This is a genomic window from Streptomyces sp. NPDC059832 (assembly GCF_042731715.1).
Lineage (GTDB): Bacteria > Actinomycetota > Actinomycetes > Streptomycetales > Streptomycetaceae > Streptomyces.
This window is the reverse complement of sequence record NZ_JBHWIY010000007.1, coordinates 184,872-199,637: the sequence shown is the minus strand read 5'-3', so window position 1 is coordinate 199,637 and position 14,766 is coordinate 184,872. Positions and strand designations below refer to the sequence as shown.

Here is a 14,766-nt window from a genome sequence, read left to right as displayed (position 1 = left end):
GTCACCGCACACCGTGGGTAGCGTGGTCGCCGTGAATGGTGAGCGTGATCTCCGAACCCTGCTGAGCGGAATGCGACCGGAGCTGAACCCCGGTCGCTACGTCTTCACGACCGTGCCCGACGGCGTCGTGCCCCGCGATGTCACGCCCGTCGTCACGGTCACCGAGGCCGAAGGCCTGACGCTGGTCCTTCCGGAGGCGCAGGCCGTCTCGGCCGGGCTGGGCCACCACTACGCCGCGGCCTGGATCACCCTCCGTGTCCATTCCGCGCTGGACGCGGTCGGACTCACCGCCGCCGTGGCCCTGGCGCTCACCGACGTGGGGCTGAGCTGCAATGTGGTGGCCGGCTTCCATCACGACCACTTGTTCGTCCCGTACGACCGGGGCGAGGAGGCCGTCGGCGTGCTGGAGGCGCTGGCCGCGGAATCCTCCCGGGAGCCGGGGCGCGGATCCGCCCGAACACGGGGTACGGACCCGGCCGGGTCCGGCCCGCGCGCCCGTCGGCGCCCCGGCCTGCGCGGACCCGGCTCCGCAACGTGAGCCCGGACACGTAACATGGCTGCATGTCCTTCCTCCGCCGCCGTAGCGCCGCCACACCCGCGGGCCCCGACTTCGACGTCCTGGCCATGGACCCGGGGGACTGGCCCGGAAACCTCGGCGCCGGTCTGCTGCCCGCGCCCGACGGAAGCTGTCAGGGCGTCTTTCTGCGCTACGACCTGTTCGGTGGACGCGGCCCCGCGATGATCATCGGCAATCTCCCGGAGGGCTCGCCGGCCCGCGAGACCGAGGAGGGCCAGGTCCCGTTCGAGGTCGCCCAGCTGCTGCTCGCGCTGGAGAACGACGAGCCGGTCGAGGTCACCGGCACGGAGGACATGCCCGTGATGCAGGGCGACAACCTGCTGATCGTCCGCCGGGTCAAGCTTTCCGAGAGCCGGATCTCCTGCGTCCAGTTCGACCGCAGCGACGGCGTGCTCGTCACGATCGCCAGCTGGGACCGGCCGATCACCGACGATCTGTACACCCTGCTGAAGCCCCTGCCCGCCGAGCTGTTCCAGCAGGGCTGAAAAGATCCTCCCGTCGGCCGTCCGTCTGTGCCGGGCGGCGGCGGGGCACATATCCCAACATCTGTCCAAGTGCTCGCGGCCTCCGTCCAAGAGGCCGCTTTGTCGTGCTCCTTGTCGGGTCAGTCGTCGGACCTTTACCGTCGGCCGCATGACATCCGGGATCACGCGACGCACCACGGTCAAGACAGCGATCGGCGCAACCGGTGCTCTGGCACTGGGAATTCCCACCCTCTCCGGGACGGCGACCGCCGTCGGCACCTCCGATGAATCGCAGGCTGCCGCCTACTCGAAGAGACAGGCGGATCCGACTCTCCGGTACGACGCCCCCGCCGCGAACTGGGAACGCGAGTCGCTCCCCATCGGCGGCGGTGCCCTCGGCGCGAGTGTGTACGGGACGCTCGCCTCCGAACAGCTCACCTTCAACGAGAAGACGCTGTGGACCGGCGGTCCCGGCTCCGTCCAGGGCTACGACTTCGGGAACTGGACCGCCCCCAGGCCCGGCGCCCTCACCGGCGTACAGCAACGCCTCGACAGTCAGGGCGCACTCGGCCCGGACGCCGTCGCGGCCGAACTCGGACAGGCGCGGCGCGGCTACGGTGCCTACCAGGTCTTCGGCGACCTGCGGCTGGATCTGCCGAACGCACCGGCCGCGCCCGACGCCTCCTACCGCCGCACCCTCGATCTGCGCAGCGCCCTCGCCTCCGTGACCTACACCCATCAAGAGGTGGGCCACACGCGGGAGTTCTTCGCCTCCCACCCGGGCAGGGTCATCGCGGGGCGCTTCCGCGCCGACCGTCCGGGGCAGGTGTCTTTCACCCTGCGCTACACCTCGCCCCGCAGCGACTGCACCGTCACCGCCGCCCGCGACCGACTCACCGTACGCGGCGCGCTGGAGGACAACGGTCTGCGCTTCGAGGCCCAGGTCCGCGTCCTGACCAGCGGCGGCACCGTCACCGCGGGCACGGACGGCACCCTCACCGTCACCGGCGCCGACAGCGCCTGGTTCGTCCTCGCCGCGGGCACCGACTACGCCGACGACTACCCCTCCTACCGGGGCGACGACCCGCACCCGGCGGTCACCGCCGCCGTGGACTCCGCCGCCCGGACCTCCTACGAGAAGGTCCGCGACACCCACGTGCGCGACCACCGCGCCCTCTTCGACCGGGTCGCCCTCGACATCGGCCAGCAACTGCCCGACCTGCCCACCGACCAGCTGCTCGCCCGCTACACGGGCGGTGCGAGTCCCGCCGACCGGGCGCTGGAAGCGCTGTTCTTCCAGTACGGCCGCTACCTGCTGATCGCCTCCTCGCGGGCCGGATCGCTGCCCGCCAACCTCCAGGGCGTCTGGAACAACTCCACCACCCCGCCCTGGTCGGCCGACTACCACAGCAACATCAATCTGCAGATGAACTACTGGCTCGCCGAGGTCACCAACCTCGCCGAGACCACCGCACCCTACGACCGCTACATCGAAGCGATGCGCGTCCCCGGCCGGAAGACCGCGAAGGAGATGTTCGGGACCGCCGGCTGGGTGGTGCACAACGAGACCAACCCGTACGGCTTCACCGGCGTCCACGACTGGTCCACCGCCTTCTGGTTCCCGGAGGCCGCCGCCTGGCTCACCCAACAGATGTACGAGCACTACCGGTTCGGCGGATCCACCGACTACCTGCGCTCCACCGCCTACCCGGCGATGAAGGAGGCGGCCGAATTCTGGCTGGCCAATCTGCGCACCGACCCGCGCGACGGACTGCTCGTCGTCACCCCCAGCTACTCGCCCGAGCACGGCGACTTCACCGCCGGTGCCGCGATGTCCCAGCAGATCGTGCACGACCTCCTCACCAACACCCTGGAGGCCGCCCGAACCCTCGGCGACTCACCGGCCTTCCGCAGCCGTCTGGAGACCGCCCTCGACCGGCTCGACCCCGGGCTGCGGATCGGCTCCTGGGGCCAGCTCCAGGAGTGGAAGAGCGACCGCGATGACCCGGCCGACGACCACCGCCATGTCTCGCACCTCTTCGCCCTGCACCCCGGGCGGCAGATCGAACCCGGCAGCAAGTGGGCCGAGGCGGCCGAGGTCTCCCTCGGCGCACGCGGCGACGGCGGCACCGGCTGGTCCAAGGCATGGAAGATCAACTTCTGGGCGCGGCTGCGCGACGGCGACCACGCCCACAGGATGCTCGCCGAACAGCTGAAGAACTCCACCCTGCCCAACCTCTGGGACACCCACCCGCCCTTCCAGATCGACGGCAACTTCGGCGCCACCTCGGGTATCGCCGAAATGCTGCTGCAGAGCCAGCACGACACCGTCGACATCCTCCCCGCCCTCCCGTCGGGCTGGCCGGACGGATCGGTGCGCGGGCTGCGCGCCCGGGGAGGCTTCACGGTCGACATCGAATGGGCCGCGGGGCAGGCCCGCCGTGTGGTGATCACGGCGAGCCGCAGCCGTGAAGTGACCGTCCGCAGCACGCTGTTCGCGAGCGGCGAGAAGGTCTTCAAGGCACGTGCAGGCGGTCGCTACACGCTGGTCGCCGAGGGCTGAGCGAACAGCGCGGTCACCCGCGCCGCCGAGACACCGAGCCCCGTGGGACCGCTGATGTGCCACGGGGTTCCGGTGCCGCGCAGCAGGTCCTGCTCGCGGTAGCGCCGGCAGTCCCGGTGCCAGATCAGAATGCCCGCGATCCAGTGCTTGAGCTCCTGCACGTACCCGGCGAGGACCTCCCTCGCCTCCGCGTCCAGCCCGAAGTCGTCGTAGAGCAACGGGAGTTCCTGCTCGGCGACATGCAGGAACTGCCGCAGCCGCGACTTCATCAGGTCGTACACGATCGCCACCCCGGTCGGGTAGTCCACCCCGAAGAAGTTCTGCACGACCAGGACGCCGTTGTGCACCTCGCCCTCGAACTCGATCTCCTTCTGGTAGGAGAACAGGTCGTTGAGCAGACACGCGTAGTCCGCCGCCGCGTTCTCCAGGGAGCGCAGCGGCCCGCTGTGGTAGATCTCCGGCGGGACCTTCCTGCCGTGCCCCAGCCGGCACAGGCTCATCGTGAGGTCGGAGCCGAAGGTCATGCGCCGCATCTCGACGTAGTCCACCGGGTCGGGGACGCGGTTGTGCACCTGGTTCGCCAGCTCCCACACCCAGCTTGCGGTCATGTCCTCGACCGCCTTCCGGAACGCGCGGCGCCCGTCCGCGTCCATCGGGGCCGAGGTCCTCGCCCAGAGATCGGCGAGCCCCCGCTCCAGGGCGTTGACCGGTTCGGGCGTTCCGGATCCGTCCAGGGGCATGAACAGCGACAGACGCTCATTGGCGAGCTTGGCCCCTGCCAGGTCGCGGGCCCGTCCGTGCACCACCGGGAACCAGTCGTCGCCGTACGTCCCCCAGGTCAGCCACTGCGAGGAGAGGTCCAGCTCCTGCGGCGTCGCATCCGGGTGCAGCCCCGCCGCGCACAGTGGCAGATCGGTCGCGAGGAGGCGTTCCTGGTCCCAGATGTGCGAACCGGGCACCCCCGGCTGCGCCTCCAGGATGCCCATCCGGCCCGCCCAGTCGACGATCCGTACCCGTGCCCCGTCCAGATGCGGACTGAGTGTCGTGCCGAAGGGCAGCTCGAAGTCCGGCAGCAGCGACGGGCCGACGCGCTGGTACGGCACATGGGTGTGGCTGCGCAGCCGGGCCGCCTCCGAGCGTGACGTGAACCGGATCGACGCCGCGGCCATGCCGAAGCCGGTCGTGGCCGCTTCGACCGCGCCGTCGTTCATGTAGCGGCTGGAGCGCATGTGCCACTCATGACCGCCGGACTGCCAGTCCTGCAAGCCCTTGACGTACGCGAGAACGGCCGCGGCCTCGGTGGGGTCGAGCCCCTTCTCCGCGCAGAGCGGCCCGAGTTCGGTGAGCGCGGTGTTCTCGAACTGCTGCAGCCGGGACGTCAGCAGATCGTTCACCGCGTCGGCGGCCTCCTGCGTGGTACAGCCGAGGAAGTGTTCCAGGACCAGCACACCGTTGCTGTTCTCGCCCTCGTCCTCGACCTCCCGCTGGTACGAGAAGAGGTCGTTGCGCAGGTGCACGCCGTCGGAGAAGGCGTCCCGCAGCACCCGCAGCGCACGCTCGTCGGCCACCGCCTCGGGGACCTCGGCGTCCGCCGCGTACTCCACGAGACCCGCCGACCAGGGGGCGCCGCCCACCTTGCGGCGCATCTCGATGTACTCGACGGGGTTCGCGATGCGCCCCTCGTTGATGTTGGCGAGCTCCCACAGCGACTCGTTGAGCAGGTTCTCCGTCGCCACGGCGAACCTGGCCCGCCAGGCGTCGGACATGCTTGGCACCGTACGCGTCCACAGATCGGCGAGTCCCGCCTCGACCGGATTCGTCGGCTCCGGCATCGGGGCCCCGCGGTCCATCGGCATGAACGCCGGCAGCCGGTCCAGATACCGCTTGGCGCCTTCACGGTCGGGGTTGCGCTTGAAGAGCTCCAGGAAGTGGTCGTCGAAGAAGAAGACCCACACGTACCAGTCGGTGACCAGCGAAAGCGCCTCGGCCGAGCAGTCGGGGTGGGTGTACGCGCACAGCAGCGCGTAGTCGTGGGAGTCGATGTCCTTCTCCTCCCAGATGCCCGAACCCTCCACCATTCCTATGCTGCGCGCCCACTGCTTGGTGTGTACTCGGGCCTCCTCGACGTGGGCGTTGAGCCGCGCCGGATACGGAACGTAGAAATCCGGCAGGGTGAACGGCTGAGCCATGTGCGTCCGGCCTTTCCTGGATCGCCGTGCGAACGTCGCACGGACATGATCGTGTCGGCGCGAGCACTACCCTTCGGCCGTTCGGGGCACGCACATCCGGCATTAGTCACACAAAAGGCGTGCTCATGGATGGCGTCCGGATACGGGTCCGCGGCCGACCCGCCCCTCCGCGTGACCCGGGCAACGAGGCGTCGTCGAAGATCAGTTGAATCTTTCCGTCGCAGGTCAGACGCCCTGCCAGTGGTCTGGTCCACTGGCTCGACCCGCGACCTCCACGGATCCCTTGACGTGCTGTCATCTCAGGTCGGAGAGTGTGCGCGCACAGCGGAACAGTGGGATCGGATCACGCACGGCTCCATCACGCACGGCTCCAAGAAGGGTTGTCATGACGTCCAAGCAGAGGACCGGACTCGCACTCGCGTTGACAGGTGTCGGCGCCCTGAGCATGGCGCTGCTCAGCCCCACGGCGCAGGCCGGTGCGGATGGAGTGCGGCCGGAATGCCCCCGCAGCCTCGGATGCGACTGGGTACCGGCGGCCTACCAGCAGACGGGTGACCCGGCCGACAAGGAGACGTACGGGAATTACGACACCGCGGACCGACCGCACACCAACAAGGTCAGATTCATCGTTCTGCACGACACCGAGGAAGACTTCGACACCACCCTGAAGATCTTCCAGAACCCGCTGAAGCAGACCTCCGCCCACTACGTGGTGCGCTCGGCCGACGGCCATGTCACCCAGATGGTCAAGGGCAAGGACGTCGCCTGGCAGGCGGGCAACTGGTACGTCAACAGCCACTCCATCGGCATCGAGCAGGAGGGCGTTGCCGTCGAGGGCGCGAAGTGGTACACCCCCGAGATGTACCGCTCGACCGCCAAGCTGGTGCGCTACCTCGCGTCCAAGTACGACATACCGCTCGACCGCCAGCACATCATCGGTCACGACGGAGTGCCGCCCACCAGCGCGTCCGGCACCAAGAACATGCACTGGGACCCGGGCACGTACTGGGACTGGAACCGCTTCATGGCGCTGCTCGGCAAGCCCACCGTGCCGAGCGCCCCCAAGCGAAGCGAACTGATCACCGTCAGCCCGGACTTCAAGAAGAACCAGCAGGCGTTCCGTGACTGCGAGAAGGGCGTCGACCTGCCGGTCCAGGGTTCCAGCGCCGTCCCGCTGCACACCGCGCCGTCCACCGACGCGCCCCTCTTCTCCGACCCCGGCCTGCACACCGACGGCTCGCCCGGCACGAACTGCGCCGCCGACTGGGGCAGCAAGATCAGCGCCACCCAGCAGGCCGTCGTCGCGGACCACGCCCCCGGCTGGACGGCGATCTGGTGGTACGGCCAGAAGGCCTGGTTCGAGACCCCGGCCCGCAGCCGGAACACCACGCCCACCTCCGGCTATGTCGTCAGGCCCAAGGCGGGCCGCACGGACGTACCGGTGTACGGGGTCGCCTACCCGGGGGCCTCCGAGTACCCCGCGGACTTCGCGGACAAGAGGGTGGGCTCGCCGCTCCAGTACACGATCAAGGCCGGCCAGTCCTACCCCGGCGGGGGCGAGGCGCCGACGGGCTTCTTCTACGCGCCGACGATCGACTCCTCGTACCCGCTCGACCACGCGTACTTCGGTGGCAGGGAGAAGTACGTGACGGTGCAGATCGGCCACCGGATCGCCTTTGTGAAGGCATCCGACGTGGACATCGTGCGCACGCGCTGAGACCGCGCCGAAGCCGTCGCAGCGGCGACGGAATGCCGGGTGACCCGTACGACCGGAAGGAGGCCTTCATGCACAAGCCGATCCGGACAGCCGCCACCGCGGCAGACGGGAGCTGGACGCAGTACCGGTGCGTGCTGTTCGAGACCCGGTGGGACCTGATGACTCCCGCGTGACCGCACGACGAAGTGCCGGCGTGACCGGTGCCCCTCCGCGCATCATCCGTGCGCGGAGGGGAACTCGGATTCAGCCCGCGACCAGCCGGTTCACCTGCGCGGGAGACAGGGCGTGCTCGATGGCGAGGATCCCCGCCCCCACCGCTGCCGCGTTCTCACCCGTGCGGCTCGGCTCGATCCGCAGCAACTGGGTGGCCAGCGGGTGCGAGCGCCGGTACACCGCCTCCCGCACCCCGGCGAGCAACTGGTCGTGAACGGCGGCCAGCGCGCCGCCCATCACCACCGTGTCAGGGTTGAAGAAGTTCACCAGACCGGCGAGGACCTCGCCGACCGCCCGCCCGGCCTCCCGCACCATGCGTACGGCGTCCCGGTTGCCGGACTGCACCAGCCGCACGACATCGCTGCCCGATGCCGCGTCCAGCCCCAGTCCGACCAGCCTCGCCGCCAGTGACGCACCGCCCGCGACCGCCTCCAGGCAGCCCGAATTGCCGCACCGGCACGGATCGTCGAGATCCCCGACCCGGATATGACCGATGTCGCCCGCGCACCCCTGCGCCCCCCGGTGCAGCCTGCCGTCGGCGACGATTCCGCAGCCGATCCCCGTACCGACCTTGATGTACAGGAGATAGCGGCAGTCCGGGAAGGCGCGTCGCTGCTCGCCCAGCGCCATCACGTTCACATCGTTGTCGACGAGCGCCCGCACCCCGAACCGGGAGGCGAAGAACTCCGGGATCGGGTACTGGTGCCAGCCCGGCATGATCGGCGGATCGACGGGACGGCCGGTGGAGAACTCCACCGGACCCGGCACCCCGACGCCGATGGACCGCAGCGTCCTCGGCTCCCGGTGCGTCTCCTCCAGCAGGACGCGCACGGTGCGTTCCACGTGCCGCAGCACGGAATCCGGGCCGTCCCCGATCGACAGCGGCTCCTCGTGCGTGGCGAGCGTGGTCCCACCGATGTCCATCAGCGCCACCCGGCAGTGCGAGGCCCCCAGATCCACCCCGGCCACCGCGTGCTCACGGGTGCGCAGCGCCAGCCGCCGGGGCGGCCGGCCGCCGGTGGAACCGCCGTCGGCGTCCTCGTCCACCAGACCGTGCGCGATCAACGCGTCCACTCGCTGGGAGACCGTCGAACGGGCCATTCCGGTGACCCGGGCAATATCGGCACGGGTCGCCACCGCCCCGGAACCGATCAGTGCGAGCACCTCGCCCGGCGAGTGCGATGCGGCAGCGGAATTGCGATCCGACGGCGAAGACATGGCAGTCACCCTAGGGACGACTTTCGCTGCTCACAAGGCATCCAGTGTTCGGTCATCGGCATAAGTGAGGGCCAAGTCGCAGCAAAACAAAGGTGCTTGAGACCTTGACACTCCCAATGCCTGTCACGACTCTGCTCTGCAGACCACTGAGCGAGGAGCAGTTCGATGCTGACGATGCAGGGTGTGTCCAAGAGCTTTCTCGGGGTGCCTGTGCTCGAAGGGGTGGGGCTCGACCTCGAAGCCGGAGAAGTGCATGCCCTGGTGGGGGAGAACGGTGCCGGAAAGTCGACTCTGATGAAGATCCTCGCGGGCGAGCACTTACCCGACGCGGGGACCCTCACCATCGACGGCACCGCTCACTCCTTCAGCCACCCGGCCCAGGCCCAGGCCGCCGGGATCGGCATCATCCACCAGGAGTTCGCGCTCCTGGAGCACCGTACGGTCGCCGAGAACGTCTTCCTCGGCCGCGAACCGACCCGGTACGGACTCGTCGACCGACGCACCATGGAGCGGCGCACCGCCGAACTCCTCGCCGAGCTCGACGAGACCGGCATCACCCCCCGGACCCCCGTCCACGAGCTGTCCGTCGCACGCCGGCAGACCGTGGAGATCGTCAAGGCCCTCGCATCCGACGTCCGCATCCTGGTGATGGACGAACCCACCGCCGCACTCGCCGACCACGAGGTCGAGCGGCTCTGCGCACTGGTCCGCCGCCTGACCGCCCGCGGACTCGGCATCCTCTACGTCTCGCACCGGCTCCGCGAGGTCTTCGACCTCTCGCGGCGCATCACCGTCCTCAAGGACGGCCGCCGCGTCACCACCCTCGACACCCGCGACACCGACGCCGACACGGTGGTGCGCGCCATGGTCGGACGGGAACTCGGCGCCTACTACCCGCCCCGGGCCCGCCCGGGAGAGCCCGGCGAGGCGCGGCTCACGGTGAGCGGCGGCGGCAACGCCCGGATCTCCGGAATCGATCTGACCCTGCGGGCCGGCGAGGTCGTCGGCGTCGCCGGTCTCCAGGGCTCCGGCCGCACCTCCCTCGCCCGCGCCCTCTTCGGCGTCGACCCCTTCACCACGGGCACCATGACCGTCGGCGGGGAGCCGCTGCGCCCGGCACGCCCCCGGGAAGCCGTCCGGGCCGGAATCGCCCTGGTCACCGAGGACCGCAAGGGGGAGGGCCTCGCGCTGCACCAGTCGGTGGCCGACAACGCGCTGCTCGTGACCCGCGCCGTCCCCGCGCGCGGCGGACCGGCCGCGCGGCGCGAGGTGACCGCGCTGCTGGAACGCGTACGCCTCCACGCCCACGGCGACGACCAGCAGGTCCAGTACCTGTCCGGTGGCAACCAGCAGAAGGTCGTCATCGCCAAATGGCTCGCCGCCCGCCCCCGGGTGCTCCTCTTCGACGAGCCGACCCGCGGCGTCGACGTCGGCGCCAAGGCGGCCATCCACACCCTCGTGAGGGAACTGGCACGCGAGGGCCTCGCCGTACTGATCATCTCCTCCGAACTGCCCGAACTGATCGGCATGAGCGACCGCATCCTCGTCATGGCCGAAGGCCGCCTCGCCGGTGAACTGCCCGCCGGTGCCCCGGAAGAGGCCGTCATGCGCGTCGCCACCGGCGGCGACCGCGCGCGGGAGGGAGCGGCATGACCGCGCTACGGCCCGACTTGAGCACCCGGCCCCGTGCCAACCCGCCACGGACGGCCCGGCCGCGCCTCAGCGGCCCCGTGGCCGGGGTCTGGCTCGCCGCCCTCGCCGTCACCGTGCTCGGCTGGATCGCCGTCGCGGCCCGCGGCGGGGACTTCCTGACCATGACCAACGTCGTCACGATCCTCCAGAACTGTGTCGCCCTCGGGCTCGTGGCCGTCGGCCAGTCCGTCGTCATCCTCACCGGATCGCTCGACCTCTCCGTCGCCTACCTCATCAGCCTGGGCACCCTCGTCGCCGCGGAGACGATGAAGAGCGGCAGCGTGCTTGTCGCCGTCATCGCCGTCCTCGCGCTCTGCGCAGCCGTCGGCCTGGCCAACGGGCTGATCGTCACCGGCCTCAAGGTCAACGCGTTCATCGCCACCCTCGGCACGGCCTTCATCCTGCGCGGCTGGATCGAGGACAACTACACCGGCCCCGCGGGCAAGGTCCCCGCCTCCTTCCAGCACCTCGGCTACGACCGGATCGGGCCGGTTCCCGTCTCCCTCTTCCTCCTTCTCGCGGTCGCCGCCGCCCTCGGGCTGATCACCCGCCGTACCCGGCTCGGCCACCACATGTACGCGACCGGCGGTGACGAGCACGCCGCCCGGCTCTCCGGCGTCCGCACCCGGCGCACCGTCATCGCCGCACACCTCCTGTGCTCGCTCTGCGTGGGCGCGGCGGCCCTCTTCCTCGCCGCCCGGCTCGGCGCCGGGGCTCCCTGGGCGGGCACGGAGGCCCGCTACGACCTGGAGTCCATCGCCGCCGTCGTCCTCGGCGGCACCGCGCTCGCCGGAGGGCGCGGGGGAGTGGCGGGCACCCTCGGCGGAGTCCTCGTCCTCGCCGTGCTCGACAGCGTCTTCAACCAGCTGTCCGTGGACCCGTTCTTCAAGAACGTCGTCCGCGGCGTCGTCATCATCGCGGCCGTCGCCCTCTACGCGCGGGGCCGCCGCACCCCGCGGGAGAGGACCGCATGACCACCGCCGCCCAGGAGCCCGCCGGCCGCCGTGCCCTGCGTGCCCTCACCACCGGCACACCCGTCTACCTCCTGCTCGCGGTGCTCCTCGCCGCGCTCGCCCTCACCGACCCGGGCTTCTACGAACCCGACCGCTTCCTCTCCTTCGTCAAGCGCGCCGCACCCCTGGTGATCCTCGCCGCCGGCCAGTACCTGGTCATCGTCTGCGGCGAGTTCGACCTCTCCGTCGGAGCGATCGTCACCGCCGGGGTGGTCGTCGCCGCCGAACTGTACGGTTCGTTCCCGGCCGCGCCCTGGCCGCTCGTCACCGCGGTGCTGCTGCTCGCCGGAGCCCTCGCCGGTCTCGTCAGCGGACTGATCACCACCCTGCTGCGCGTGCCGTCGTTCATCACCACGCTCGGCATGATGCTGATTCTCGAAGGTGCCGTCTTCTTCTGGACCGGAGGCTCCCCGCATGGCGCGCTGCCCGGGGAATTCCGCAGGCTGGGGCGAGGCACCGCGTTCGGCTGGCTGCCGTGGGCCGTGCTCGCCTGCGTCGTCGCGGGCCTCCTGGCCGTACGCCTGATGCGTTGCGACTTCGGCCGTACGCTCCTCGCCACCGGCGACAGCGAACCAGCCGCGGCGCTGGCCGGAGTCCGGGTCGCGCGCGCCCGGACCCTCGCCTTCGTGCTCTCCGGCGTCGCGGCGGCGCTCGCGGCCGTACTCGTCGGCGGCTTCTCGGGGGTCTCGGCGCAGGCCGGCCGGGGCTACGAGTTCGAGGCGATCACGGCCGTCGTGCTGGGCGGTGTGGTGCTCGGCGGTGGCCGGGGCTCCGTCGTCGCGGCGATGGCCGGGGCGTTCTCGCTCCAGGCACTGTTCACGCTGCTCAACCTCCAGGGCGTCTCCGGAGCCCTGGAATCGACCGTGCAAGGCGTCATCGTCATCGCCGCCGTCGCCCTCGGCGCAGCCGACTGGTCCCGGCTGCGCCGCCGCGGCACCGAACCCCCGGGAGTGAAAACCTCATGAGCACGCGAAAGAGCGGACATGTCCTCGCGCCGGTCGCCGCCATGCTGGGCGCGGCCCTGCTGGCCGGCTGCACGAGCGACGCACCGCCCGACGCGCCCGCCGCCCGAGCGAGCGGCAGCACGGGCGACCCGGGTACCGGCGAGCAGTCGAAGTTCTTCGACCGGGCCGAGTACGAGCGCCAGCTCGGCCTCGCCGAGGTGACCCCGCAGGGGCCCGCCGGAAAACCGTGGGAGCAGATGCTCGGCCCGAAGCTCGTCGACACCACCCGGTACCGGAAGAAGGGGTCCGGCGGAATCCGTCTCTGCTTCTCCAACGCCGGGGTCTTCAACCCCTGGCGCCAGGTCGGCCTGAAGAACATGCGGGCCGAGGCCGCACTCCACAAGGAGATCACCGGCTTCACCGTGCTCGACGCACAGGGCAAGGACGACAAGCAGATCTCCGACATCCAGGAACTCGCCGGCCAGGACTGCGACGCCCTGATCGTCTCCCCGAACACCACGGCCACCCTCACCCCAGCCGTCGAGCAGGCCTGCGGAAAGGTGCCCGTGATCGTCTTCGACCGGGGTGTCGAGACCGACTGCGCCGTCACCTTCATCAACCCGATCGGCGGTTACGGATACGGGGCGGTCGCCGCCGACTTCCTCGTCGGGAAGGTGAAGCCCAAGGGGAAGGTCCTCGCCCTGCGGATCTCCCCGGGAGTCGATGTGCTGGAGACCCGCTGGTCGGCGGCGAAGCTCGCGTTCGACAGGAGCGGACTCGACGTCGTGGACGTGAAGTTCACCGACGGCGACCCGGCGAAGACCAAGGCGATCGTCACCGACGCCCTCACCCGCAACGGCGGCATCGACGGCGTCTGGATGGACTCCGGGGCGACCTCCGTCGCCGCCGTCGAGGCATTCGAGGACGCCGGAAAGGATGTACCGCCCATCACCGGCGAGGATCAGCAGGACTTCCTCCAGGTCTGGAAGGAGAAGAAACTCACCGCTATCGCCCCCTCGTACCCCACCTTCCAGTGGCGCACCCCGGTCATCGCCGCGCTGAAGATCCTCAAGGGGGAGCAGGTCCCGAAGGAGTGGAAGCTTCCGCAGCCCACCGTCACCCAGGACACCCTCGACCAGTACTACAAGCCCGGCATGCCGCCCCTGCACTACGCGATGTGCGGCTGCGAGAACCTGCCCGGATTCCCGGAGAAGTGGGGAGGAAAGAAGTGACCGCCGCCTTCCCGCTCGGTGCCAATCCGTGGATCTGGCACTCGCCGGTGACGTACGAAACGCTCGGTGACGTCCTGCCGCGGCTGTCCGGGTGGGGCTTCGACTGCGTCGAGATCCCGCTGGAGAACGAACGGGACTGGGCGCCCGCATCCGTCGCCAAGCTCCTCGACGCCTCCGGCCTCGCCCCCGCCGCGGTGATCGCGGTCATGCCGCCCGGCCGCGACCTGGTCCGCACCGATCCGCAGACCGTCCGGGTCACCCAGGACTACCTGTACCGCTGCGTCGACGCCGCCCGCGCCCTCGACGCCCCCACCGTCGCCGGACCCATGTACGCGGCGGTGGGCCGGACCTGGCGGATGGACCGCAACGAACGCGCCGCGGCGTACGAGGAGTTGCGGGAGAACCTCGCCCCGGTCGTCGAGCACGCCCGCGCGGCGGGGGTGCGCCTCGCCGTGGAGCCCCTCAACCGGTACGAGACGAGCCTGCTCAACACCGTCGACCAGACCCTCGAAGCGCTGACCGGGCTCCCCGAGGCCGCCATCGGCCTCGCGCTCGACGTCTACCACCAGAACATCGAGGAACGCTCGCTGCCCGACGCCGTGCGCCGGTCGGCCGGCCGCATCGTCCATGTCCAGGTGTGCGCCAACGACCGGGGCACGCCCGGCGCCGACTCTCTCGACTGGCCCGGCTTCCTCACCGCGCTCACCACGAGCGGCTACTGGGGCCCGCTCTGCATCGAGTCGTTCACCGCGCACAACGACGCCATCGCGGTCGCCGCCTCGGTCTGGCGGCCGCTCGCCGGTACCCAGGACAGCATCGCGACCGATGGCCTGGCCTTTCTGCGCCGGGCCCTGAGGGCTGTCCCGTAATCCCCGGCGGGCGTGCGACGACAGCCACGGCGCCTCGCCGCGCTGTCGGAACGACCGAATACATCCGGTATTCGG

Annotated in this window: 10 protein-coding genes and 1 pseudogene; 9 read left to right on the top strand and 2 right to left on the bottom strand. The window is 70.3% G+C overall.

Going from position 1 to position 14,766, the window contains the following annotated elements:
* Positions 1 to 31: 31 nt before the first annotated feature.
* The 3 genes and pseudogenes from ACFV8T_RS15195 to ACFV8T_RS15185 all read left to right on the top strand — a co-directional run.
* Positions 32 to 427: pseudogene (locus ACFV8T_RS15195) on the top strand (ACT domain-containing protein); the annotation flags it as partial.
* 134 nt (positions 428 to 561) lie between these two features.
* Entirely contained in the window at positions 562 to 1,062 is a 501-nt protein-coding gene (locus ACFV8T_RS15190) for a hypothetical protein (protein ID WP_018550733.1), read from the top strand.
* A gap of 148 nt (positions 1,063 to 1,210) precedes the next feature.
* Positions 1,211 to 3,604 carry a glycoside hydrolase N-terminal domain-containing protein gene (locus ACFV8T_RS15185; RefSeq protein ID WP_385327653.1) on the top strand — a complete coding sequence of 798 codons (2,394 nt, stop codon included), beginning with the start codon at positions 1,211 to 1,213 and terminating at the stop codon, positions 3,602 to 3,604.
* Here ACFV8T_RS15185 and ACFV8T_RS15180 read toward each other — a convergent pair.
* Positions 3,580 to 5,793: a germacradienol/geosmin synthase gene (locus ACFV8T_RS15180; protein WP_385327652.1), complete on the bottom strand. Its 2,214-nt coding sequence runs from the start codon at positions 5,791 to 5,793 to the stop codon at positions 3,580 to 3,582. The two genes, ACFV8T_RS15185 and ACFV8T_RS15180, sit on opposite strands and share 25 nt — an antisense overlap.
* Before the next feature lie 385 nt (positions 5,794 to 6,178).
* Here ACFV8T_RS15180 and ACFV8T_RS15175 point away from each other — a divergent pair, with 385 nt between their 5' ends.
* On the top strand, positions 6,179 to 7,510 hold the full coding sequence (locus tag ACFV8T_RS15175) for an N-acetylmuramoyl-L-alanine amidase (protein ID WP_385327650.1): 1,332 nt from the start codon (positions 6,179 to 6,181) through the stop codon (positions 7,508 to 7,510).
* Between the two features lie 243 nt (positions 7,511 to 7,753).
* Here the strand turns inward: ACFV8T_RS15175 and ACFV8T_RS15170 are convergent, their stop codons facing one another.
* Entirely contained in the window at positions 7,754 to 8,941 is a 1,188-nt protein-coding gene (locus tag ACFV8T_RS15170; RefSeq protein WP_385327648.1) for an ROK family protein, read from the bottom strand.
* A 165-nt stretch (positions 8,942 to 9,106) separates the two neighbouring features.
* Here ACFV8T_RS15170 and ACFV8T_RS15165 point away from each other — a divergent pair, with 165 nt between their 5' ends.
* Genes ACFV8T_RS15165 through ACFV8T_RS15145 form a run of 5 tightly spaced genes read left to right on the top strand, consistent with a single transcriptional unit; the run spans position 9,107 to position 14,691 of the window.
* Entirely contained in the window at positions 9,107 to 10,594 is a 1,488-nt protein-coding gene (locus ACFV8T_RS15165; RefSeq protein ID WP_385327647.1) for a sugar ABC transporter ATP-binding protein, read from the top strand.
* Positions 10,591 to 11,607, top strand: a complete 1,017-nt coding sequence (locus tag ACFV8T_RS15160) for an ABC transporter permease (protein WP_385327646.1) — start codon at positions 10,591 to 10,593, stop codon at positions 11,605 to 11,607. Before ACFV8T_RS15165 ends, ACFV8T_RS15160 begins: the two co-directional genes overlap by 4 nt.
* Positions 11,604 to 12,611: an ABC transporter permease gene (locus ACFV8T_RS15155; RefSeq protein WP_385327645.1), complete on the top strand. Its 1,008-nt coding sequence runs from the start codon at positions 11,604 to 11,606 to the stop codon at positions 12,609 to 12,611. Before ACFV8T_RS15160 ends, ACFV8T_RS15155 begins: the two co-directional genes overlap by 4 nt.
* Positions 12,608 to 13,822, top strand: coding sequence for an ABC transporter substrate-binding protein (locus tag ACFV8T_RS15150; protein WP_385327644.1), 1,215 nt, complete (start codon positions 12,608 to 12,610; stop codon positions 13,820 to 13,822). Before ACFV8T_RS15155 ends, ACFV8T_RS15150 begins: the two co-directional genes overlap by 4 nt.
* Positions 13,819 to 14,691: a sugar phosphate isomerase/epimerase family protein gene (locus ACFV8T_RS15145; protein ID WP_385327642.1), complete on the top strand. Its 873-nt coding sequence runs from the start codon at positions 13,819 to 13,821 to the stop codon at positions 14,689 to 14,691. The genes ACFV8T_RS15150 and ACFV8T_RS15145 overlap by 4 nt, the downstream gene beginning before the upstream one ends.
* Positions 14,692 to 14,766: the final 75 nt, after the last annotated feature.